Raw genomic sequence first — 23582 nt, 5'->3', positions numbered from 1 at the left:
GCTTATATTTGTTTCTCATTTGTGATGAAGCTATCAGATTTAATTAGCGCTTTGCTTGAGTTTTTCGGAAAACTGTAACAATCTCTTCAAGCTCTTTGGTGCTAAGTTGCGAGCTTATCTCTAGTTAGTTTATAAAATACAAGATTTCTTCTGGTGCAGCAGGGTAGCCCATATTTTGTCCCTTTGTAGTCAATGTGGCACCTTGAGGTCTGCTTTGCGGGTCTGCAGTCAAATTTTTCTTGTTGTCAAAGACAAGCCATCTTGGCAAACCTTGATCAGCATTGTTGTATTTTTTCAGGAGGTCAGTGGCTCTGGTTTTTTCTAGGTTTTCTTTCTCTTTTCTCTCGTATACCGTAAAATCTGCAACGACATAGTTTTTGTCGAAGTAGGCTTTTATGGCTGGATGATTCGGACTAGGTTTCATCTTATGGCACCATCCGCACCAAGATACGTGAAATAAGGTCTGCACATTTTTGTTTTCCTTTGCAGCTTTCGCAACAGCGGAATTTAATACCTCTTCTGTCGAAGCAGATTGTACGAAATTGCTTTATAACTTAAGACTCATACGAAGCTTAATACTAGTGTTTTCATGTGTAATATTGTTTACTTTTATAGTAAGCAATATTTAATCACAGTTATATATGTTATTCTATTGTTACATATCTGGTTTTTTCTCACTCTAATGGGTTGTCATCCTTGTTTGGACGATGTAAACTAAGCTATTGATCGTGTGGGATAGGCGTTTATTATTTGGATGTTTTGTGAGAAATATGTAATATTGTTCGTGTTGAGATGGTTGACCTCTATATTGTCCATTTATATCTTTGTACTGGCTATGGTGCCCTGTACAGACCAGCTCTCTGCACAAACACCAACACACTTAACACATTTAGATTCCGATTCTCATGATCACGAACAAGGCGATACTTGTACCCCCTTGTGCGGTTGTTCTTGCTGTGGAGCTCACATTACAGAAGTATCTTGCTTTTGGTACGAGAGCCCTGAACAACCCTTGATTTATCAGATCGAAGATCAATTTTTCAAAAAGGAAACATCCATTTTTGACTATAGTGGAAGTGTTTGGCAACCTCCTAAATTTCAAGTCTAGTCAAATCTTAAGATATACATACACCTGTATGTACGGAGTCAATTTTATTGAAATTTAATATACGATACTTTCAACAATATTTAGTATTAATTGTTGTCTTCTTATAGGTTCATTCAATAGTTATTATCCGCAAAGATTTGATGCTCATAATTTCGTTTAAAATAGGGTTAAAGACTTAATTTGAATTATCGTGTTAGATAGTATTATCCGATTTAGTATAAAGAATAAAATCATCATAGGGTTGATGACCTTGTCGCTCATTATTTGGGGAAGCTGGAGTGCGACAAAATTGCCTATAGATGCGGTGCCTGATATCACGAATAATCAGGTGCAGATATTTACTTCTGTGCCAACACTGGCAGGTCAGGAGGTAGAACAATTGGTCACATTTCCGATCGAACAGAGTATAGCCAACGTCCCCAATGTGGAGGAGATCCGGAGTATTTCCAGATTCGGTCTATCGGTGATCACCGTTGTGTTTCAAGAAGAAGTAGATATCTACTTCGCCAGGCAGCTGATCAATGAAAAACTAAAAGAAGCCGTTGAAAAGATACCGGAAGGTGTTGGTAGTCCCGAGATGGCTCCTGTGAGTACGGGGCTAGGTGAGGTGTATCAGTATATTATCCATCCCAAGAAAGGAAGCGAAAGTAAATACGATGCCAAGAGTCTTCGCGAAATGCAGGATTGGATTGTCGCTAGGCAATTGTATGGTACGCCTGGTATTGCGGAAATTAACAGTTTCGGTGGACAGTTGAAACAATACGAGGTCGCTGTCAATCCCGATCGGTTGCGAGCGATGAATGTGAGCATCCCTGAGCTTTTCATTGCACTTGAAAAGAACAACCAGAACACGGGTGGTGCTTATATCGATAAACAGCCCAATGCTTATTTTATACGCGGTGTAGGATTGGTCACCTCATTGGAAGATGTAGGGAATATTGCGATCAAGACGGTAGGTGAAGTGCCGGTATATATAAAGGATGTGGCTGATGTGCGATTTGGAAGCGCCGTACGTTATGGTGCACTGACCTACAATGGGGAGGTGGACGCGGTTGGAGGAGTGGTCATGATGCTCAAGGGAGAAAATAGTAATGAAGTGGTTCAGCGTATCAAGGAGAAGCTACCTACGATTCAGAAATCTCTCCCTGATGATGTAGTAATAGAGGCTTATCTCGATCGTACTGATTTGGTAGATAGGGCTATACAAACTGTTGAAAAGAACCTTATTGAGGGGGCTCTTATTGTTATATTCGTATTGGTGTTGTTCTTAGGAAACCTAAGAGCAGGGTTGATAGTAGCATCGGCTATTCCATTGTCCTTACTATTTGCTCTTGGGATGATGAATGTATTCGGGGTGAGTGCGAATTTGATGAGTCTAGGCGCTATTGATTTTGGCTTGATTGTGGACGGAGCGGTCATCGTGGTAGAGGCTACGCTACATCATCTGGGATTACGTAAGACAACAGAGCGACTTACTCAGACACAGATGGACGACGAAGTATTCGAGTCGGCATCGAAAATAAGGACAAGTGCGGCTTTTGGGGAGATTATTATCCTTATTGTATACATTCCGATCTTAACTTTAGTTGGGGTAGAAGGTAAAATGTTTACGCCAATGGCCAAAACAGTGGGCTTTGCAATCTTTGGAGCGTTGATTCTTTCGTTGACGTATATTCCTATGATGTGTGCCCTGTACTTACCGAAAAAGAACAGCCGTAAGAATACGTTTAGCGATAAGATGATTGCCAAACTTCAGGGCTGGTATAAACCAGTATTGGAAAATGTAATTAAGGTTAAGTATATTGTAGTAGGGTTGACTGTATTGGTGTTTGGATTTTCTATGTTTCTATTCAGTAGAATGGGAGGTGAATTTATTCCACAGCTGGAAGAGGGGGATTATGCCTTTCACTGTATCTTACCTCAGGGGAGTTCGCTTAATCAGAGTATTGAAACCTCTATGAAGGCCTCCCGCATTATTAAAGAATTTGAGGAGGTGCGCATGGTCGTCGGTAAGACAGGAGCGGCCGAGGTACCTACCGACCCGATGCCTCCTGAGGCTACCGATATGATGGTAATCCTGAAACCGCAGAGTGAATGGAAATCGGGTAGGACGTATAAAGAACTCGGTGATGCTATTCTAGAAAAACTGGAGGTAATCCCTGGAGTCTTCTTCGAGAAAAACCAACCGATACAGATGCGTTTTAACGAACTGATGACCGGTATCCGTCAGGATGTCGCTGTGAAAATTTTTGGTGAGAATATGGATACTTTGGCAACTTATGCCAATCAGGTAGGCGCTGTCATACAGACTGTAGAGGGGGCTACGCCACCACAGATCGAACGAGTAAGTGGTCTACCGCAAATCAATATCGTCTATGACCGTACCCGTATTGCCAATTATGGATTGACAATCCAAGATGTCAACGATATTGTAAGTACGGCTTTTGCGGGCAAGAGTACTGGAAGTGTCTACGAAAATGAACGTCGCTTTGATTTGGTTGTCCGGTTGGATAGTACGCATAGAAGCAGTATTGACGATGTTAGAAATCTGTTGGTGCCGACTTCTAGTGGTGTGCAAGTCCCTTTATTCCAATTGGCGGATATAGATTACAAACTTGGTCCTGCTCAGATCAGTAGAGAATCCGGAAAGCGAAGGATCGTCGTTGGATTTAATGTGTCGGGGCGTGATGTGCAGTCTGTAGTCGAAGATATACAACAGAAGTTGGAGACGGTGAAGCTACCTCCGGGATACTATTTTACCTATGGCGGTCAGTTTGAAAATCTCCAGAAAGCGTCCGCTCGTCTATTGATTGCCGTGCCAATAGCTTTATTGTTGATATTTATGTTATTGTATTTTACTTTTCACTCTTTCAAACAGGCAATATTAATATTTACCGCTATCCCAATGAGTGCTATCGGTGGAGTCTTTGCACTTTTACTACGAGATATGCCTTTCAGTATCAGCGCCGGAATCGGTTTCATCGCCCTATTTGGAGTAGCTGTGTTAAATGGAATAGTGCTGATAGGCACATTCAATCAACTGCAAAAAGATGGAGTTACTGATGTGTTGCAACGTGTACGGGAAGGGACTTTAATCCGATTGCGTCCGGTATTGATGACTGCCACTGTAGCTTCTCTCGGTTTTTTACCGATGGCCATCAGTACGAGCGCTGGTGCCGAAGTCCAAAAGCCTTTGGCGACGGTGGTCATTGGAGGGCTGGTCACTGCAACCTTCTTGACTTTGTTTGTGCTCCCTTTATTATATATTATATTTAATTCAAAATTAAAAATACGCAAGCAGGATGTTATGAAAACCACTATGACTATTTTCTTCGTGGGCATGGGCTTGTTATTTGCAAATGCTCAGAATCGGGTTTCTGTGGATGTTTTGATCGATAGTGCCTTAAAAAACAATTTACAGTATAAAATGAATCAAGCCGAAGTAGAAGTGGCAGGATATACGGTAAAGACAGCAAACGATATCGCAAAAGTCAATATTTTTGCTCAGAACGAGGAAATGCAACCTTCGAATAAAAATGGAAACTTTAATATTGGTATATCACAGGATATTGCTTGGCCGGGATTGTACGCCGCGCGAAGGAAGTATTTTATCGAACAGCTGAAGTATGTGGAACTAAATAGGGATTTACTATCTGCAATAATAAGACGAGATGTCCGGACTGCGTATTTTCAACTGTGGTATTTGCAGGACCGACAGCAGCTACTTATTCAATTGGATAGCATTTATAATAATTTATTTAAAGCTACTGATCTGCGTGTAAGGACGGGAGATGTGGCTATGCTAGATCGTATCGCGGCAGAAGCAAAGCTGAATGAACTTCGTGCGCAGATCGAACAGAATAAGAAAGATATGGTGGTAGAGCAGCAACAGTTAATGTTATTGACCAACCGCAATGAATGGATACTTCCGGTCGCAGAACCTATGCAAAAGATCAAAATGGTGACTTTAGAAGAAGGTGTATTGCATCCGATATTAGCGATACAACAACAAAGTATTGCTGTCGCATCCTCTAATGTTCAGTTACAAAAAAACAGTAATATGCCCGATTTTTCAGGCCGTTTTTTTTCCCAGCGGTTTTTAGGGATGAACGACCCGATAACGGGCTTCTCAGTAGGTGCCTCTTTCCCGTTATTTGGTATTTCGGCGGCCCGTAATAAAGTACGTGCGGCACAGGCTGAAGTCAAAGCTCAAGAAGAGACTTTGCTTTATGCCAAACAGCAGTTACGGACTGATCAATCGGTCGCATTGGCCGAAATGGATAAAAATAATGCATTGCTTAAGTTTTATGAAACTTCAGGACTTAGGCAAGCCAATGAAATTATTAAAGCTGCAACATTGAGTTACAATACAGGCGAAATTGCTTTTGCTGAACTCAGCCAATTTTTAGGGCAGGCCATTGCGATTCGACAAAATCATCTCGATGCGTTGAACCTGTACAATAAGTCGGCTATACAGATTAATTATTTGACTAATAAATAGAGACACGGATGAAATTAAATATAAAAATATTACCGGTTATTGCTGTTCTGTTATTGGCAGTTGCTTGTAAGGGAAATAAATCGGAGAATACAGGTAACGAACACACAGGGACTGAAGAGAAGGAGGCCGGAGGGCATGATGAAGAGGAGTCACTTATAGCGTCTCTAAATATGGAACAGATCGCTTCGGTAGGTATCACATGGTCTGGACTGGAATATCGAAACCTATCTTCCACGATCAAGGTCAATGGCCAATTGAGTGTGCCCAATAGTAATAAGGCTAATGCGACATCATTGTACGGTGGAGTCATCAAGAGCCTTACGGTACAGTTGGGGGATTATGTGCGGAAAGGACAAACCATCGCCACTATCACTAACCCACAATTTATTCAGCTACAAGAAGAGTACCTGACGGTGTCAAGTCAGATTATATTGGCCGAGCAGGAATTGCAACGGCAAGAGGAGCTAAACGCTTCAAATGCAGGAGCAGGTAAGAACTTACAGTCAGCAAAGACGACAATGAATACGCTACGTACCCGAAGAGCGTCTTTACAGCAGCAGATTGAATTGATGGGGATTGACGCAAAGAACCTTTCTAATAGCAATTTAAGATCTTCTTTATTGGTCAAAAGTCCTATAAACGGAACAGTTAGCAATGTCTTTGCCAAGATAGGTAGCTATGTCGACGTCTCTTCCCCCGTGATAGAAATTGTTGATAATAGTCTGCTTCATCTCGACTTGCAGGTGTTTGAAAAAGACTTGCCGAATGTGAAGATTGGTCAAGTTATTGATTTTACACTGACTAATAATCCTGGATTGACGTATAAAGCAAAGGTTTTCAGAATAGGTGCTTCATTTGAAAATGAGAGCAAGTCTGTTGCCGTGCATTGTGACGTATTAGGCAATAAGGATGGGTTGATTGATGGTATGAATACGATCGGTGTATTGGATTTGAATACAAAAAAATCACTTGCGGTTCCCAATGATGCCCTCGTCGAAGCGGATGGTAAGTATTATATTTTTATAATGACCGATAAAGAAGGTGAGGTCCATCACGAAGAAGAGGGGCATGAACATAAAGAGGGAGAAGGCCATGAACATAATCATGCGAAAGGAGAAAAGGAAGGAGATGGAGTCAATTTTGAAAAGATTGAAGTCGCCATAGGTGTGTCTGATTTGGGGTACACTGCGATAACTCCAGTCTCTGATCTGGCGAAGGATACACAGGTAGTCACTAAAGGAGCTTTCTTTATCAATGCAAAATTAAGTAATACAGGCGGACATTCACATTAATACAACAAAATTTGATGAAATTAACAGTATGGACGAACATAAACATCGATATGACGAAATGGGGAGACAGCTTTGTTGTACACAAAGTCAGAAAATATACGACAAAGCGGGGGCTTCCGAACTTGTAGGTTCAAAAAATAGAAAGGAGAAAGGCGATTGCTGCACGCATGATGTCGAAGCGGATTCTCACGACGAAGATCACGACCATAGTCATGATTTGGGGACTGGGAATTATTTAAGGCTATTTATACCAGCTATTATGAGTTTGGTCTTATTGTTGGTAGCTCTAGGTATCGATAATTATTATCCGAAGGAATGGTTCAAAGGTTGGGTTAGGGTACTTTGGTATCTAGTCGCTTATGTCCCGGTGGGACTCCCCGTTTTAAAGGATGCTGTGGTAAGTATATTTAGGGGTAATTTTTTCTCTGAGTTTTTCCTGATGGGGATTGCGACATTAGGTGCTTTTGCGATTAGTGAATACCCGGAAGGCGTTGCTGTGATGTTATTTTATGCCGTTGGAGAGAGCTTTCAGACACTGGCAGTGTCGCGTGCTAAATCTAATATTAAGTCTTTGCTAGACCAAAGGCCTGATCAAGCTACAGTGATGCGTAATGGAGTAGCGTTGCAGATCAAAGCGAAAGATGTACGAATCAATGATGTCATACAGCTTAAAGCTGGTGAAAAACTAGGTTTGGATGGTATCCTGATGAATGAAAAAGCAGTATTTAATACCGCTGCCCTCACTGGAGAGAGTAAACCTGATACCAAATATGAGGGCGAAGTAGTACTGGCAGGAATGATCAATCTAGATACCCTAGTTAATGTGCTGGTTACTACGGCTTATGCAGATAGCAAATTGAGTAGGATTTTGGAGATGGTGCAGAATGCCAGTAACAAAAAAGCACCTACAGAATTGTTTATCTCCAGGTTTGCCAAGATTTATACGCCTATTGTTGTCTTTTTGGCTGTCGCCATAGCCTTATTACCCGCACTCTTCGTTACGGATTATCAGTTTACTGTATGGCTTTATAGGGCATTGGTGTTTTTAGTGATCTCCTGTCCTTGTGCTTTAGTAATATCAATTCCGTTGGGATACTTTGGAGGGATTGGAGCTGCTAGCCGCAATGGAATCTTAATTAAAGGATCCAACTTTTTAGATGTTCTATCAGACATACAGAACGTGGTGATGGACAAAACCGGCACTATGACGGAAGGTGTTTTCGAAGTACAGAAGCTCGAGTTAGCAGATGGATTTGACAGAAAGGAAATCCTAGCTATGGTCAATAGCTTGGAAAGTAAAAGTTCGCATCCTGTGGCGACAGCTATCCATAATTATGTAGGTGATCTGGATCATAGTCTTGTGCTCGAAGAGGTAGAGGAGATAGCTGGACATGGGTTGAAGGCCTCCGTAAAAGGCAGGGAGCTGTTGGTGGGTAATTTTAGATTGATGGACAAGTTTTCTATCGATTACGATATCGATCCTGCTTCTATCGTCTTCACAGTCATCGCAATCGCTTACGGAGGGCAGTTTGCGGGATATATCACTATTTCGGATCGGATCAAAGACGACGCGTTAAAGACGATTAGACAATTACATAGGAGCGGAGTCAAAGCTACTATGTTAAGTGGTGATAAGAGCTCGGTAGTGCAGTATGTCGCTAAGGAACTTGGTATAGACCATGCTTTCGGAGATTTGTTGCCAGAAGACAAAGTAAAGCGAGTTGAGGAGATTAAAAGTAAAGGCGAATCGGTGGCATTCGTTGGTGATGGTGTCAATGATGCTCCGGTAGTGGCGCTCAGTGATGTGGGGATAGCAATGGGCGGATTGGGCAGTGATGCTACTATTGAGACGGCCGATGTGGTCATACAAGATGATAGACCGAGTAAAATTCCTATTGCTATACGTATTGGCAAGAAAACTAAACGTATCGTATGGCAAAATATTGTACTGGCTTTTGTGGTAAAGGCTATTGTTCTTGTGCTAGGAGCAGGAGGTCTGGCTACGATGTGGGAAGCGGTATTTGCAGATGTAGGGGTAGCTTTATTGGCGATTCTGAATGCGGTACGGATACAGCGCTTTAATTTTGAATAAATAGAGATCTACGAGGAATTTATTCAAGTTGCGGTAGAATGAAATCTGCTCGCTGTGCTACGGATAGCTTGGGTACTTCAATTAGGGGTACCCCAAGCTTTCATAGGTTGCGCACATCGATTTATAAGTTGCTGCTACCACCGGAATGGATTGTTTTCGTTCGGTATTATTGATGTAGATAGCCTCCCATGGAAGGGTAATAAAAACAGTTTCCTAATATATGTGCTGTAAACAGCCTTCGCATATGCTGTCAGGCACTGCCAAGTCAGAGAGGATTAACTATCCCACAACATCGAGGATTCCTTTATAAAAAAGATTGGACACTTTTGAATCGCGGTTTCTCTACACATATAATCAACAATAGCCTGTTCTTACATCGCTATAGCAAAAGCTATTGGATCTATGCATTGTAACTTGTGTCCCCGCAGAAGCTAACTTTGGCCATATGATCTGGCGTCTTATCTCTGGTATACAGGTATAGCATTTGACCGTTATAACAAAACAGATGGATAGCCATTGTGAAAATGTAAGGGCTTCTTGCAGAAAAAGCAATCCTAAAAAAGCTGCAAAAGCTGGTTCTAGACTTGTTAAGATACTGAAAGTCCTATAAGTTAGATGCTTAACCGCGACGAGGTCTAAAGAAAATGGGAGCGCACTAGAGAAAATAGCGGCACCAAATCCATTAAATAGTAATAGAGGGGTAACCTGAAATATAGCGCCATCCCAAAGGGAGAATGGAATGATGATTAACGTCGCAAATAGCATACCTGTTGTTACTGCGTCTTTACCCTCCATGACTTTCGATACTTTGCTTCCCACGACGATATACATGGCCCAGAACGTACCTGCTAATAAAGCTAATACCAGATCCTATGAGGTCTACATCACTATTTGTCCAGGGAACGATCAGTAATATACCTATACAGGCTAGGAGAGCCCAAGCGGTATCAAGTAGCTTGCGTGAAAGGGATAAAGCCAAGAAAAGTGGTCCTACAAATTCGACAGTGACGGCTAGACCTAATGGAATACGTTGTATGGACATATAGAAAATAAGGTTCATCGCCGCGATACCGATTCTATACAATGCAGCGTACCACCATTATTGTCCGGTGAATTTAGAAAACTGAGGACGGTTGATTAATGTAAGTAATATAGCAGATAATCCAATGCGTAAGGTGTTGGTACCAATGGCACCTATAGCTGGAAATCATTGCTTTGCAATAGAGGCTCCGCCTTGTAAACAAGCTATAGATAGAAGCGGCGCAGGAAGGGCTATTTTCGTGTTTTTAGTTGGCATAAATATTTACCCCTATAATATGATCGTTAGATACTGTTCCATGATCATTAAATAATAAAAAACTGAAAGAACATCGGAAGCACAAGACTACAAAATTTTCTTCATAGGATATAGGTGATGAAGAAATATTAAATAGTCGTAGGGGCTATGAATCAGTAAGTTGATGTACCTATAACCAATGGTGCATAGGCAAGTTAAGGTTTAGATGGGCTATAGCACAGTGAGTGCTGCAAAAAAGCACCATAGAATATCCAAGATACTATTCCTTGTTTTTAATCTGTTGGGTATTAATTAGTAGAGCCGTGAAATTTAGAAGGATAGATACACCCATCAATGTAAACTTGATATAGGTTTCATTGCTTGTTATTCCAAAAACTAATAATAACATGGCTATAGGTACCAATGTCCGATCTAATTTAAATTTTCTCATGTACTTAGATTTATATCAAGGTGATACGACTGGAATAGAGATATCACCTTGATAATAAAGATACAAGCTTTCAATTAAATTGTCAAGAATAATCCGCAATTACTTTGGGAAATTGGCGTTGGATTTTATTTCTTGAATCTGGGCGGTATGTCTGGCGGTATGAGCAGCTAGAAATAGCAGACTTTGATACCCATCAGCTACGCCTGTAGGGTATTTACTCAAATGACTACGTAACTTAACAATATCAGCACTTTTTATGTAATCTATTATTAACTTACGCTCTTTGTCGAAATCTGCCCAAGCCACACTGGTATTTTCGTATTGACCTTTGGGTTGTAACATTTCTGGAGCCTGAAATTTTTGACTTCGATTAGTAATTGTTTTTAAAATTTCTTCATCAGTCTGACTACGTTGATTTGTAGGATCTGATTGAGAATCTTTTCCTAGCTGTTGTTGTATCATGTCAAAGAGCATTTTTTCAGTGAGTATGATATGTTCTAGGCATTGACTAACAGACCAGTGGTTTTGATCGGGTTTAAATTGTAGCTGTTCGTTACTCAGCCCAGAAATGCTCTTTTGCAAAGCTAGACTGGTATCCTCATAGTATTGTATAAGCTTGCTAATATCACCACTATCTTGCCTGACAAGGATTTGTGTACTATAGTTTTGAGGTATTTGATCTAAAATGTCTTTGCTCGTAGATGCAAAAGATTGTGGTAATGATAGGACGAGCAGACTACTTATGGCTATTACCAATTTTAGACGAGGCTGACAGTATTCCTTAAATAGCTTTTTCATTGTTGTGTTTTTTTTTGGTAACACAATAATAGTCAGTATAAAACAAATAAAACTTGCCATCTGACAAGTTTTATTTGTTTTTTGCTATTTAGCGCCTGGTGGACAGTGTTGCTTTAGGTATCGCGTGTACAGTCTAGCTAAATGTTCCGATGTGCCTTCCCCTTCGTTGATCGAATGGCTGCGGTTCGGATAGGCCATCATGTCAAAGGTGATACCATGTTTGATAAGCTCATTGATATATACTTCCGCATTCTGATAGTGTACATTATCATCACCCGTACCATGAATCAGTAGGAGATTGCCCCGTACATTTTTGGCATAGGTCAGTGCCGATCCTTTTATAAAATCAGCTTCATTTTCCTGAGGCAATCCCATGTATCGTTCCTGGTAGATATTATCGTACAAGAGTTGATTGGTCACGGGTGCTACGGAGATCCCCGTTTGGTATATATCCGGATACTGCCCCAATAGATTGAGGGTAGAAGCCCCACCTCCGGACCATCCCCATACAGCCACACGGTCCGTATCTATAAATCCCCACTTGAAAATTTCTTTGGCACCCATAGCCTGGTCCCTGATGTTGATTACACCTATGTTTTTATAGATGGATTTGCGCCACTCACGTCCCTTAGGAGCAGGAGCACCACGGTTTTCCAGCGAGATGTAGACATAACCATCCTCGGTCATATCACCAGCATACAGAAAGTTCTTACCTGCGTAAAAGTTATCCGTCACTGTTTGCGAAGCAGGCTCACCGTATACGTAAAAGACTACCGGGTATTTCTTCTGCGGGTCAAAGTTTTTAGGCTTCACCATCCAGCCATCCAGTGTCACTCCATCCACCGTTGTCACCTGGAAAAACTCCGTGTGCGGTATGGTTTTGTCCGCTTGCATCTCCCGCGTAGGAGGGATGAGCTGCGAATGAGCAGGCAGGGATACTACGGAACCATTACTATAAGCCGTGGTGCTATTTTGGGTAAAAATAGCCAGTTTTCCATTAGGTGAGATCGTATAGCTGTTCGTACCTTTCAGTTCAGCCGGTGTAATCCGTTTTGCTTTACCTCCTGCAAAAGACAACTGATAAAGATGCTTTTGGGTTGCGTTGAGTGGAGAGGCGCTGAAGTAAATACTTTTGGATAGGGGATCAATTCGGTCTATCTGGATCACATCAAAGTTGTCTTTACTTAACAACGTCTCCTTACCTTGAAGATCGATTTTATAGATCTGTCTCCATCCTGATTTTTCCGAGAGCCAGATAAAGGCTTTGCCTCCGTCCATCCAGTCCCATCCACTGGGATCACCGTCATTCCAACGTGCTTTGATATCTATCCAAGCAGGGTCAGTTTCGGTATGTATTGTATGGCTAGTTCCTGTATTAGCATCGCTAAGCATGATTTTACTCTCGTTCTGTTTGCGGTTCAGCTGTTGTAATATCACAGACTTCGCATCCAGCGTCCATTCCATGCGTGGGATATAATGCTGGCTGGGATCACCAGGGATATCCATCGGCTTGTTGGTGCTATTATTTAGGTCATACACCCATATACTGGTAGCTGAAGGCTTGAGTCCTACCTTCGGATACTCCACAGGAATGATAAACGAATACAGGCTATCTGTATTATTGATCATGTAGAAATGGCGTGTATCTTTCGCATCCTGCTTCCAGTAGGCTATTTTTTTTCCATCCGGAGACCATCTGAAACCGTCCTTCGTGCCAAATTCCTCTTCATAGGCCCAGTCGAAGGTACCATTGATCATACGATCAGTGCCATCCTGCGTTATCTGTTTATAGTCTAGCGTATTGGTATCTTCTATGTAGATATTATGTTTAGAGACATAAGCCACCTGTTTTCCATCGGGCGAGAATTTAGCAAACATCAATGACGATTCCGGCAGTCCCTTGCCCAACTGTGTCAGCGCTTTATTGTTCAGGTTGTACAGCCAATAGTCACCTCTCGTATTTTCGCGCCATACCCGTTTGGTATTTGCAAATAACAAGAGCGTCTTTTTGTCTGGTGACAATTGAAAGCTCTGCACTTCCAGTGGTGAGCGTTGTCCTGTTGGAGTAAGGTCTTTGGCCGCAAGAAATACTTCTCGTTTGTTGGCGTGCAAGAGGTCGACAATGACGATACCATCTTTAGAGAAATCGTAGTATCCATTGCCATCTTCAGTCCATTGCGTCTGCGCTGCCGCCGACGCCAGACAAAAGAGCTGAACTGCGAATAAGGCTAGTAAAATGCGTGTGATCTTATTGTACATGATTGGTTCTATAGTTTTCTATATCTTCTACTGATTTGATTAACTCGGGGCCTAACATACGGAAACCCTCATTGGTAATTAAGAAATTATCTTCTATCCGTATACCGCCAAAATCACGGTACGACTCCAGCAGGTCATAATTAATGAACTGGGACAGCTTATTTTCCTTCTTCCACATATCGATAAGTTCCGGTATGATGTAGATCCCCGGTTCGACAGTCAGCACGAATCCTGTTTGTAGTTCACGTCCCAGGCGTAGAGATTTAAGACCAAATGTACTCGTATCCTTAGGCTCTTGCTCGGTGTATCCCACATACTGCTCGCCCAGATCTTCCATATCATGTACATCGAGCCCCATCATATGGCCTAATCCACATTGAAAGAATAGGGTGTGTGCATGTGCCTGTACAGCCTCTTCCGGATCTCCCTTCATCAGTCCTACCGCCACAAGACCTTCGACAAGATGTCTTGCTGCAAGCAGATGTACATCCTTAAACTTTATCCCTGGTTTCAGACGCTCTCTCGCTCCCTCGAAAGCTTTTAGTACGACATTATATAAGTCCCGTTGGCGTGCAGTGAAGCGCCCCGAAACCGGGAAAGTCCGGGTGAGATCTGCTGCATAGCCCATAGCCGTCTCCGCACCCGAATCGTTCAGTATCATATCGCCTTCTTTTAGGAAGTTCTGTTGATAAGCATTGTGAAGTATCTCTCCATGTACCGTCACTATTGGTGGATAAGCAAAGTTACAGTTGTGGTCATACGCGTAGTGTTGGATGGCAACGGCGATATGGCGTTCCTGTATACCGACCTGAGCCGTACGCATAGCTAATAGATGCATTTCTGTAGAGACTGTCAATGCTTTTTCGATTTCAGCTATCTCTTGGTTCTCTTTGATCGATCGTTGTGCTACCACGGCTTTGATAAATGGAACAGAGGGATTTATTTCCTTCGGGTTGACCTGCAATAATTCGCCAAGCAATAGTTTGTTGCTGGATTGATACGGCGGAAGGTAGTGTATAGTCCTACCAATTTTTTTAGCTTGTTGTAGGTATGATGCCAATTGTGCGAAAGGAAGCGTTTCCTGCACTCCACATTTTAAGGATTTATCTTTCAGCGACTCCTGCTGTCCGGTCCATACGATATCATCTATACTCAGCTCATTGCCAAAAATGATCGTTTTATCATTGTCTATATCGATAATGGCAGCTAGATAAGGAGCAGGAATGCCAAAGTAATATAAAAAAGTACTATCCTGACGAAAAGGATAGGTGTTATGCTCGAAATTAATAGGATTCTCAATATTCCCTAAGAAGAGCAGGACACCACTGGAGATTTGCTTTTGAAGCGCTGCTCTTCGGGATTGATAAGTCTGTACCGAAAACATAGTAATACCTAGATTAAGTGTTTGAAATAATGGAGGTAAAGTTTGGAAAAAAAAGTGAGACTTCTAGGGAGGGGTGTGGAGATATACTAATTTGCACTTAGGGTCGTTCATGGACTCCCAAGAGGACTGGTTTTTCTCCATGGACTTGACGAACGATCCTTTATACATTGTGGACTTTTCCATGAAGTGGACGGGCGGCTGCTATGGGAGGTTGTTTCTTTCCATGGATCTGTTTGGCAGATGATCACATAGTCCATCCGTGCCATGACCACGTCTGGTTTTTCAGGTTTGCGTACAGATACTATATGTTCGACTTCGATCATCTGTCAAAAATATCAATAATAGAATGATCTTAAAGAATGGTCTCCCTGCTGGTGTGAAATATAGATATCACGAAAACTGTTTTCAGACTTTCGTCATGCCAGTAGATAATTAAGAAAGGAAATTTTTTTAGAGGTGCACAACGAATGTTGCCATCGCCTTGAGTCTGGTATAACTGGGGGTTTTTTGTTATCAACTTAAAACGTGTGTCCAGCTCTTTAAGAAAACGTCGGGCCAATCCCTTTTTTTGCTCTTCGTACCAATCGCAGGAATTTAACAGCTCGTTTTCAGCTCTCTTTAGTAGCTTAAGAGTGTACACTATTAAGCTCTTTTTTTATGTCATCCCAAGTTTTGGCAGTAGATTTTCCCTCTAAAAACTCTTTTTGCGTCTTTTCAAAATCAGCAATCTGAGCTTTCGAAAGTTTATAATCTTCAGGGGATTCATTGACGACATACGATATACCGAAACGCTCTAAGATTTCTCTAAGAACTTTTACATCCTTCTCGTTCGATATTTTTGCAGTAATTGTAGTCATACTCTGTTGAATTTAAGTAGTATAGCAAATTTACATAAATTCTCCATGATACGCAATATAATTGCGTTGTAATCTAAGGCGAATTTTGTAACTCTCCTCATCCATTTTAATGCTTTTATAGAGGAAATATACAGATTATTTCTTGAACTCCTCCCACACTTTAGTAACGACGGCTACCTCTTCAGGATTCTTACTGGTCAGTGCCAGATGCTTCAAAAGCTCTTTTATATCGTTAAGCACATAGGCTTTAGGGCTTGCGTGTATTCCAGTTATGACTTCTCAGAATCTATACCTTCCTGCATCAGGCCCCCTGTATGGCCCCGATGTCGGTACGTATCACACCACTGCCGCATGGGCGTGCCGAGGTACAGTGGGCTGCCGACCCGCAGATCAAAGCCTACCGCGTCGAGTACCGGGTCGCTGGTAATCCGGCCAATGCCTGGTTTGGCTACGATAGCGAGGGTAGCACTTATACCCTCACAGGTCTTCAGGAGAATACGGCTTACGAAGTGCGTGTAGGTACCGTCTGTGACCAGGCGCGTACGGTATTCAGTGATCCCACCACCTTTACAACACTGATGACCCGCAAGGTCGATCTGGCCGACTGTGGTGTCAGACCTGATATCCGCATCAGCAACCGCGAGCCTATGGAGCTACTCCGTCAGGGCGATGTGGTGATGGCAGGCGATTTTGCCGTTACCCTCTTACGTGTACAGGGCGGTAATGGCCGGTTCAGCGGTATTGGCTATGTGGATGTCCCATTCCTGGGCTTTGTACGTCTGGCAGTTAAATTTGATAATATCGAAGTCAATACCGAAGGACAGCTGATCGGTGGCTTTTTCAATTCTATATTCGATGTTGATTGGGAGGAGAAGGATGCGCCGACCTTTAGTGAGATTGGTAATGAAGTGAAGGAGATCGGAGAATTGCTGTTTGATGTTGTGACCAAGCTTTTGGATAAAAAAGATAAGTTGAAAGAGCTTGCACAAGATCCGGAGAAGAATAAAGAAGAGCTCTTGGGTCTCTTAGAAGATGTATTCGATTCCGAAGGTTTTGTCGAAAAGATACAAAAAAGCAAGCTGCCGGAGGAGAAGAAACAAGATATTATATCTAAATACGAAGACGCGAAGAAACAGACGCGAACAGCCTCTACTTCAAAAGACTCCAAAGATATCGATAACGCTGTAAAAGCCACCGAGTCACTATTCGAAGTTGTGGAGGGAGCTCGTGAAGAGATAGAACGTCTCGCAGCGAAAGATAATTCGGAAGCGGGATCAAAAGCTAAGGCACTGAATGAATTGACCAGTCATATAGATTACGATAAACTCCTAGGTTGGCTTCGAGACAATTTTGGCAAAACAGTAGATTATGACTATCGACTTTTCCTTAGCAAAGAGTTCGAAGAGATTATCCGGGAGCATGTCATAACCAGTATTCCTATAGACAAGAAGTATACAGCGGTTATCGATGGAAAACCCCATACTTTCAATCTGGAAGGAAAGCTATCACTTGAAAAAGGAAAGGTGAGATTGACGAGAGATCGGATTTCAGGCTCGGTTGAGGTCTTGGACAATACTGTTCACTTTGGACTGTTTTATTATTTTGAAACCGGGGATAGTGTTGCCATCAGTCTTTCTACAAAGCGGCATAAGGAAATGCAGCACATATTTGAGCAGCAAGGTATCCGATATACCGATCATTATAGTGAGGAAATTGTTTCAGGGTTCAAGAGTGCTTTACGTCAGACGAATACGATAGATTATATTCTTGCTGAAGCTCCGGATTTTGTACTGAAAACTTTCAGTGACGAGGAGAAATGGGCGTTTATTAAGAAGCTTGAATCCGGAACATTTGTTACCGATCGAAAAGAGAGAGCAATATTAAATGTCGTTGCACATATAACTCCTTCTTTCCTGGCGTCGAGAGTCAATGAGGATATACGTTTTGCGATGCGCCTATTAAAACGTTTTGACAGACAGGACGATTTTATAGCGGTTTTTGTAAATGCATTATCGACAACCTGGACAGGTCAAGAGGAGCCTAGACGTGTCATTACCTCTTTGGATAATGAAGTGTCTAAAAACATGTATGTGGTTACCTGTCTCTCGACAGCAGATAATACCATTAAGTTTGGTAGCGGTCTTATTGATTTAAATAAAAGTACTGTAGCAGACTGTAACGAAGCTACGGTGCAGCATTTTACGGGAACATACCCTACGGTACTCAGCTTCGGCGGGGATGATATCATTGTGCCAGCATTTATTTCGGCAGAAATATTAGCACAGTCTATAGAAAAAGGATACCGCGAATTACTATCTTTGAATGTAGGACTGCTGCTCCCTGAGTTGTTGATAGCGCCGAGCAAACTAGCTGGTTATACTAAGTTCCTGAAAGGTAAAAAAGAGGGGACTGTCAATGTCGATAAGACTCTTGGCAACATAGATGGATTCCTTAGGGAGTTAGATTGGACAGATGCAACAAGAAACTTATTAAGAAGTGATCTTGACAACAGTAAAGTTCTAAAAGAGTTATTCGAGAATGCTTCGGTATCTGAAAGAACTGCTTTAGCTAAGAGCTGGAATGCCTTAAATGATGCAGGACATACCAATCTCAGAAAAACTAATGATGCGCTAATAAAGCTCACAGATCTTTCTACGAATAAAAAGCTGATCGAGTTAAAGGTGGATATACGGCATCTGGCAGAGATATCGGGCGTCTCGGGTAAATCTTATACCGATGTTTTGGATAATATCAGTAAAGTGATAGATAATCTGGATGTAAAAGGCATCAAACTTGAAAATTTTGATGATCTTGTAAAAAGCTTAGGAAGGGATTATAATTTCAGGGACGGTGCAAATTGGACTTTAGAATATATAGGCAAAAACCTCGATGATTTTAGTGGTAAGAAACTGACCTTTGAAGATATGTTCAAAACCGATGCTGGCAGGAGATATGTGGATGTAAGTGTCACTGAAACTAGCGGTCGTAAAGTTCTTTATGAGTTTAAGTCTGTACAAGAAGTACCTCCTAATAATTTTTCTGAACAGTTTTTAAAAGATTTAAGTAATAGAGAAGTGACATCTTTAGATCAGATAAGATGGGTCTTTGATGGGAAGAAAAATCCTGCTAATTTCAAGCAGAATATGGAAAGAGCAATTGATAATATGGATACTATAACCAAGGATCTTGCAGAGAAGTTTATAGGTGAAAGAAATATCAATAAGTTTAAGAAAACCTTGAAGGAAAATTTAGAAAATGTTTTTATCAAAATAGATGTTAAATAGTATGAAATTAATTGATCGTAGGAGTAAGATTGCGAAAGTGTTTATGTCGAATGGTATATACACAGTTACTGATACTATGTTAAATAGGTATGATATTAAGGGAGATATAAGTGTGATAGATGATTTTACGGACATTTATGAAAGACACTCTGTTATATATGTTAGTAAAGGCGAACGTTTTTATTATTTAGATCAAGATGATAATAAGCTTTTTTTGTTGATTACAGTTGAAGCTAATTTTATAGAGCCTATTGATAATAGGCAGACAATAGTTTGTAAAGGAAGCGAGGATGAAGTCTTACAGTTGTATGATGGTAGTGTCTTAATATGGTCAATTCCATACAGTTTTGCTTATTTCAATTTGTTGGATAAAAATGTCCTTTTACTTAGAGATAGTTTCAATACCAAACAACTAATAAGAATCGATTTAGTCACAACTAAGAGGATTTGGCACTACACTTTACCCGATGGTTTTAAGATTTTTGGCTCAGTGCAGGCTATAGACGATATATTGTTTTTTAGCTGTACGGATGCTAACGTAAGCAACTCCAAAATCATCGGCTTAAGTGTCAAAACTGGAGAGATGTTATGGGAGTTTGATAATCTTGTGGATTTTCAGATCGATTATAAGCATAAGTTGTTGAGGGGATATGGAGGCCGGTATTACCAAGTAATAGATCCTTTTGAAGGAAAATTATTGGTTAATAAAGATTTAAAAGAATACTGGGATTCTGGAATTTCTCCATTCGCGCCTAACAATACCATTACGGATGACAAGCTTTGGTTTGTATCTGGCCGTGGAGAGAATGCCAAGTTTGGCGCTCTTGATCTGAATACTTCCGAGATAGATTTTATACAGGATTTTCCTTTAGAGGAAGATGCCCAGTTTGACAAACCAGTATACCACGAAGGTAAATTGTACCTGCGAGATTCTAACAATGTTCTGTACGTTTTGGAATAATATTTAGATACGAGATGTCATACGACCAATAAATCGTCGTAGCATATATCGAGCACTATTCGAATGATTAGTGCTTTTTCATATCTGCTATTTTCTGTTTATTTTTAGGGAGATAAGTAGGGAAATATCCCCATGATCTAATGGATTAAAGATTCGAAAGGTTAATATGGATACGAGCGAGGACGCTCGCGCCCAGGGACTAATCAGTCTGTCGTAAAGGATTCCAGTACATCAACAGTCCGTCAATAGATTCTTTTTCTAAAAGCTGTTGACCTGTGCCGCATAATACCTTGAGGCACTTTTCGAGCTCGCTGATAGGGAATGCTACATTTTCAGCCTTCAGCTTTTTGTAGATTTCCAGTGCATTTTGGTTCCGGTTGAAATAACCGTCAGCTACCCATTGCTTGAGCATGGCCAAGAGCGACTGGTTTGTTTTGCGTGTCGTACCTTTTGGAGCCTGTTTCTTCTTCCAGATGACACGGGTACCCTCGCCATTCTCGTTGTAAATGATATGCGAAAACCCTTTATACCCATCTTCGTTAATCTCTTTGGTATGATGGAGGTGTATATTGCCCGATGGTGTACCATTGACGATGATTCTTGAAAAAGGACAATCGAGCAGGTAGGGCAGTAGGTCGATCTGATCTTCGTGGAATCTGTTCTTGTCACTAGGTTTAACGATGAAGCCAAAGACGTAATTATTGGGCTTTCCAAGGAGGAATGAAAGCTCATCATCATTCATGCCGATTTCGTTGAGCCTTTCGATTACCTGACAGATGATCACATAGTCCATGCGCGACATGACCACGTCTGGTTTTTCAGGTTTGCGTACCGATACTATATGTTCGACTTCGATCAAGAGCGCATTACTATAGGAAGCGAAAGGAAAGGCTATCCTCTGATTTTATAACCAGGAATATAAAGGGGCTCAAATTGAACTAGATTTTCAGACATACCTTTGAATCTGTTCTCTTTCTTCTCGGCTGGAACAGCAGGCAGAGCCTTGGTCGCTTTATAAGCTTCCTTCGGGCTTTCACACTTAGTTTGTTTCTGCAAAGACTTCTTCATATCGTTTTATTATACCCTCTGTGCTCTTGCTCAGAGTTTTAGGTATTACAAAGATAACAGAATTTTTCTGGTTTCCGAAAACTTTATAATCGTCCTGAAACGATCGTCTTAGGATTTCAGAATAGGTCTTGTACCGCTTATTGTTATCGTTCGAGTCTTCCCGTATCAGATTGGCCGCCAGAAATCCCCATATCCTGAGATTATATCTGTTTTGAAACATAACCATGATATCCATGAGTGTGCCTCCAATCCTGCCGAAAGAATTCTGTTTGGTGAGCATTCGATACCGTAAATCCTGTATCGAATCCAGTGAATATACTTTAGGAGTTAGACTTATTTTAGGGTAATAATCCATGGTCAGCAGTCCTTCCGGGTATTCCTTTATACTGGCGATATATTTGATGCAACCCTTCGTGTTATGCAGGTGAAACTTGAAGATATACTCACGGATATAAGTTTCCGATGTCACGAACTTATTTTTTCGTATCTGCACAAGATGATATGGAAGGCTACTGTCAAACATAACATTATAGGCTTGCCATAAACTCTTCCCACACTTTGGTAACGACGGCTACCTCTTCAGGATTCTTGCTGCTCAGTGCCAGATGCTTCAAAAGCTCTTTTATATCGTTAAGCACATAGGCTTTGGGGCTTGCGTGTATTCCTGCTATGACTTCTCTCGCAAATGCGGGATCCGTAAGGGATACCACGACTTTGTCTACCTTATCATACGAATTACTCACCTGCCAATCATCAGGAGGAGTGATGTCGGACAGCCCACAACCTAAGGCATCTGCTATAAGGGAATAGTCAGCGGAGTTGTATTGACTATCTTCATCCCTATTTTCTATTTGAGATACATAGTTTCTGCTTTTTTTCAAATTCAGAGCAAATTGATAGGCTGATACTCCCAGAACAAGTCTTCTGTACTTAATAGCGTTAATGAGATATAATGAAAGTCTATTTATTTTTTGCATTGTGCATTTTACAGTAGATCAGATAATTTTCATTTTAAAACTTGCACACTTATTTTTGTAAAAATCGAAATAATGCTTACCTTTGAAAAGTGGAAGTGGTGTTTATAGCTGTTTCCGCTATGTTATTTGGCTATTGACGCTGAATCTTGCTATCGAAAACCTAGGAAATTTTCATAGTGCGCAAGTTCGGGAGATCAAAGCCCAATCTCTACCTTTGTAGCAGAAGGAGAGATGGGCAATCTCTTGTTTTCGCACTAAGGTCTCCTAGGACCCTCGATAGGAAATAAGGTTTGTCCCATCTCTTTTTTTGATGGATATTCCTTTTATATAAGGTTCATTGCTCAGTTGGCCACGATTATAAACTAAGGAGCAATGATGAAAAAACAACTTTACAAAAATCTGATCAAGTCGCCGGAGTAGCTTGGGATGCTTAGTCATTTAGGATGACTTTTCTATTTCTTGCGGTGTGCATTGTAAACCGATTATATACTTGAACTCTCATTTGGCACATCCTTGATATTCAGTTAACTATTTTATTGAACCGTGTGACCTGATCAGGGATTAGGTACGGTAGGATATTGACCGGTCTATTTTTCCGGTGCCACCTTCATTAGGTCACACTAATGAACTCGAAAACCTCGCGTAGCGAGTTCTTCAAGTCCATTGAAAAACAATTTAAAATCTTGAAAAATGAAACATTTTTTTAGGGGTGGAAGAGGTATGGCCGTTGGCCAAAGTGACAAAGTAACGGAGTTACAGAGTGACAAAGATCTTTCTAGTCGCCCGATAGAACAAAACGATAGATTATCTACGATGAGCCCTTCGGAATTGCTTCATCGCAATGACGAGCGGGAGTTAAGGAGCTGTGACGGTAGAGCGGGCGAAGACAAGGGGAGCCTTCATTCTGCCCAAGGCCTGCCTTTGTCCGGCCTTGATTCTGCCAAAACACGGTCGATCCCCGATGGATCCCCGATGAATCCCCGATCACCATCGGGGTTTGATCGGGAATCGATCGGAAGTTCATCGGGGAAAAGTGGTATTTGCGCAGGTTCTGGCAGGTCGCCAGTAGGGGCTAGCGCTACTTATCTGTCGCCTACTGGTGGCGTAGCAGATGGTTCACAAGCAAGAAATAACCAAGGAACAACCGAAGAACAGGCCAAGCGCCAACAAAACCCAGAGAAAGAGCCGCAGATAGGTAATGCTTTTGCAGGCGGCAACGAGGTGTCCGACAGGAGAGAGGTAGTGACTTTGTTCGCACCTTGTTCGCCCCTTGT

The 23582-nt window shown here is 41.5% G+C and carries 19 protein-coding genes and 1 pseudogene; 7 read left to right on the top strand and 13 right to left on the bottom strand.

The window, feature by feature from the left end; all coding sequences use genetic code 11:
• Positions 1-124: 124 nt before the first annotated feature.
• Positions 125-499 (bottom strand): annotated as a pseudogene (locus G7B20_RS12870) (thioredoxin fold domain-containing protein); the annotation flags it as partial.
• 255 nt (positions 500-754) lie between these two features.
• On the opposite strand from G7B20_RS12870, the gene G7B20_RS19780 reads away from it, so the two are divergent.
• From G7B20_RS19780 to G7B20_RS12855, 4 genes are all read left to right on the top strand, one after another.
• Entirely contained in the window at positions 755-1108 is a 354-nt protein-coding gene (locus G7B20_RS19780) for a DUF6660 family protein (protein WP_164121806.1), read from the top strand.
• A gap of 190 nt (positions 1109-1298) precedes the next feature.
• Positions 1299-5609, top strand: a complete 4311-nt coding sequence (locus G7B20_RS12865; protein WP_164111824.1) for a CusA/CzcA family heavy metal efflux RND transporter — start codon at positions 1299-1301, stop codon at positions 5607-5609.
• 8 nt (positions 5610-5617) lie between these two features.
• Complete coding sequence (locus tag G7B20_RS12860; protein WP_164111823.1) at positions 5618-6901, top strand: efflux RND transporter periplasmic adaptor subunit; 1284 nt, start codon at positions 5618-5620, stop codon at positions 6899-6901.
• 28 nt (positions 6902-6929) lie between these two features.
• Positions 6930-8993 (top strand): heavy metal translocating P-type ATPase, encoded by a 2064-nt coding sequence (locus tag G7B20_RS12855; protein ID WP_164111822.1) that lies wholly within the window; start codon positions 6930-6932, stop codon positions 8991-8993.
• Positions 8994-9347: 354 nt separating this feature from the next.
• On the opposite strand, the gene G7B20_RS19505 is transcribed toward G7B20_RS12855, so the two are convergent.
• The 8 genes from G7B20_RS19505 to G7B20_RS12820 all read right to left on the bottom strand — a co-directional run bounded on the left by G7B20_RS19505 (position 9348) and on the right by G7B20_RS12820 (position 16018).
• Positions 9348-9824, bottom strand: coding sequence for an EamA family transporter (locus tag G7B20_RS19505; protein ID WP_240466011.1), 477 nt, complete (start codon positions 9822-9824; stop codon positions 9348-9350).
• Positions 9778-10053 (bottom strand): hypothetical protein, encoded by a 276-nt coding sequence (locus G7B20_RS19500; protein WP_240466010.1) that lies wholly within the window; start codon positions 10051-10053, stop codon positions 9778-9780. Before G7B20_RS19500 ends, G7B20_RS19505 begins: the two co-directional genes overlap by 47 nt.
• A 496-nt stretch (positions 10054-10549) precedes the next feature.
• Complete coding sequence (locus G7B20_RS12845; RefSeq protein WP_164111821.1) at positions 10550-10720, bottom strand: hypothetical protein; 171 nt, start codon at positions 10718-10720, stop codon at positions 10550-10552.
• Positions 10721-10819: 99 nt separating this feature from the next.
• Entirely contained in the window at positions 10820-11518 is a 699-nt protein-coding gene (locus tag G7B20_RS12840; protein WP_164111820.1) for a DinB family protein, read from the bottom strand.
• Between the two features lie 84 nt (positions 11519-11602).
• Positions 11603-13777, bottom strand: coding sequence for a S9 family peptidase (locus tag G7B20_RS12835; protein WP_164111819.1), 2175 nt, complete (start codon positions 13775-13777; stop codon positions 11603-11605).
• Complete coding sequence (locus G7B20_RS12830) at positions 13767-15161, bottom strand: aminopeptidase P family protein (protein ID WP_164111818.1); 1395 nt, start codon at positions 15159-15161, stop codon at positions 13767-13769. The genes G7B20_RS12835 and G7B20_RS12830 overlap by 11 nt, the downstream gene beginning before the upstream one ends.
• Before the next feature lie 352 nt (positions 15162-15513).
• On the bottom strand, positions 15514-15801 hold the full coding sequence (locus G7B20_RS19775) for a type II toxin-antitoxin system RelE/ParE family toxin (protein ID WP_164111817.1): 288 nt from the start codon (positions 15799-15801) through the stop codon (positions 15514-15516).
• A complete protein-coding gene (locus G7B20_RS12820; RefSeq protein ID WP_164111816.1) occupies positions 15788-16018 on the bottom strand; it encodes a hypothetical protein in 231 nt (76 codons plus the stop codon). The genes G7B20_RS19775 and G7B20_RS12820 overlap by 14 nt, the downstream gene beginning before the upstream one ends.
• A 323-nt stretch (positions 16019-16341) precedes the next feature.
• Here G7B20_RS12820 and G7B20_RS12815 point away from each other — a divergent pair, with 323 nt between their 5' ends.
• On the top strand, positions 16342-19302 hold the full coding sequence (locus G7B20_RS12815) for a fibronectin type III domain-containing protein (RefSeq protein ID WP_164111815.1): 2961 nt from the start codon (positions 16342-16344) through the stop codon (positions 19300-19302).
• Position 19303: 1 nt separating this feature from the next.
• Positions 19304-20263, top strand: a complete 960-nt coding sequence (locus tag G7B20_RS12810) for a hypothetical protein (RefSeq protein WP_164111814.1) — start codon at positions 19304-19306, stop codon at positions 20261-20263.
• 199 nt (positions 20264-20462) lie between these two features.
• Here the strand turns inward: G7B20_RS12810 and G7B20_RS12805 are convergent, their stop codons facing one another.
• From G7B20_RS12805 to G7B20_RS12790, 4 genes are read right to left on the bottom strand one after another with little or no spacing between them, the layout of a single operon-like run.
• Entirely contained in the window at positions 20463-21122 is a 660-nt protein-coding gene (locus G7B20_RS12805; RefSeq protein ID WP_164111813.1) for a hypothetical protein, read from the bottom strand.
• 32 nt (positions 21123-21154) lie between these two features.
• A complete protein-coding gene (locus tag G7B20_RS12800) occupies positions 21155-21331 on the bottom strand; it encodes a hypothetical protein (protein WP_164111812.1) in 177 nt (58 codons plus the stop codon).
• Positions 21303-21800 carry a hypothetical protein gene (locus tag G7B20_RS12795; protein ID WP_164111811.1) on the bottom strand — a complete coding sequence of 166 codons (498 nt, stop codon included), beginning with the start codon at positions 21798-21800 and terminating at the stop codon, positions 21303-21305. The genes G7B20_RS12800 and G7B20_RS12795 overlap by 29 nt, the downstream gene beginning before the upstream one ends.
• A gap of 58 nt (positions 21801-21858) precedes the next feature.
• Positions 21859-22212 carry a hypothetical protein gene (locus G7B20_RS12790; RefSeq protein WP_164111810.1) on the bottom strand — a complete coding sequence of 118 codons (354 nt, stop codon included), beginning with the start codon at positions 22210-22212 and terminating at the stop codon, positions 21859-21861.
• A 786-nt stretch (positions 22213-22998) separates the two neighbouring features.
• On the opposite strand from G7B20_RS12790, the gene G7B20_RS12785 reads away from it, so the two are divergent.
• Positions 22999-23582 (top strand): hypothetical protein (locus tag G7B20_RS12785; protein ID WP_164111809.1); only part of this gene is annotated, 584 nt, incomplete at its 3' end.

The sequence above is a fragment of the Sphingobacterium sp. xlx-96 genome, assembly GCF_011007365.1.
Lineage (GTDB): Bacteria > Bacteroidota > Bacteroidia > Sphingobacteriales > Sphingobacteriaceae > Sphingobacterium > Sphingobacterium luzhongxinii.
The sequence above is the reverse complement of the archived record's forward strand: the minus strand, read 5'-3'. Positions and strand labels throughout refer to the sequence as shown.

Bases quoted from the DNA above. Each gene is read 5' to 3' on its own strand.
- G7B20_RS12820 (WP_164111816.1), bottom strand. From the start codon at position 16,018: ATGACTACAATTACTGCAAAAATATCGAACGAGAAGGATGTAAAAGTT.
- G7B20_RS19505 (WP_240466011.1), bottom strand. From the start codon at position 9,824: ATGTATATCGTCGTGGGAAGCAAAGTATCGAAAGTCATGGAGGGTAAA.
- G7B20_RS19500 (WP_240466010.1), bottom strand. From the start codon at position 10,053: ATGAACCTTATTTTCTATATGTCCATACAACGTATTCCATTAGGTCTA.
- G7B20_RS12860 (WP_164111823.1), top strand. From the start codon at position 5,618: ATGAAATTAAATATAAAAATATTACCGGTTATTGCTGTTCTGTTATTG.
- G7B20_RS12840 (WP_164111820.1), bottom strand. From the start codon at position 11,518: ATGAAAAAGCTATTTAAGGAATACTGTCAGCCTCGTCTAAAATTGGTA.
- G7B20_RS12845 (WP_164111821.1), bottom strand. From the start codon at position 10,720: ATGAGAAAATTTAAATTAGATCGGACATTGGTACCTATAGCCATGTTA.
- G7B20_RS19780 (WP_164121806.1), top strand. From the start codon at position 755: ATGTTTTGTGAGAAATATGTAATATTGTTCGTGTTGAGATGGTTGACC.
- G7B20_RS12855 (WP_164111822.1), top strand. From the start codon at position 6,930: ATGGACGAACATAAACATCGATATGACGAAATGGGGAGACAGCTTTGT.
- G7B20_RS12835 (WP_164111819.1), bottom strand. From the start codon at position 13,777: ATGTACAATAAGATCACACGCATTTTACTAGCCTTATTCGCAGTTCAG.
- G7B20_RS12830 (WP_164111818.1), bottom strand. From the start codon at position 15,161: ATGTTTTCGGTACAGACTTATCAATCCCGAAGAGCAGCGCTTCAAAAG.
- G7B20_RS12800 (WP_164111812.1), bottom strand. From the start codon at position 21,331: ATGAAGAAGTCTTTGCAGAAACAAACTAAGTGTGAAAGCCCGAAGGAA.
- G7B20_RS12815 (WP_164111815.1), top strand. From the start codon at position 16,342: ATGTCGGTACGTATCACACCACTGCCGCATGGGCGTGCCGAGGTACAG.
- G7B20_RS12810 (WP_164111814.1), top strand. From the start codon at position 19,304: ATGAAATTAATTGATCGTAGGAGTAAGATTGCGAAAGTGTTTATGTCG.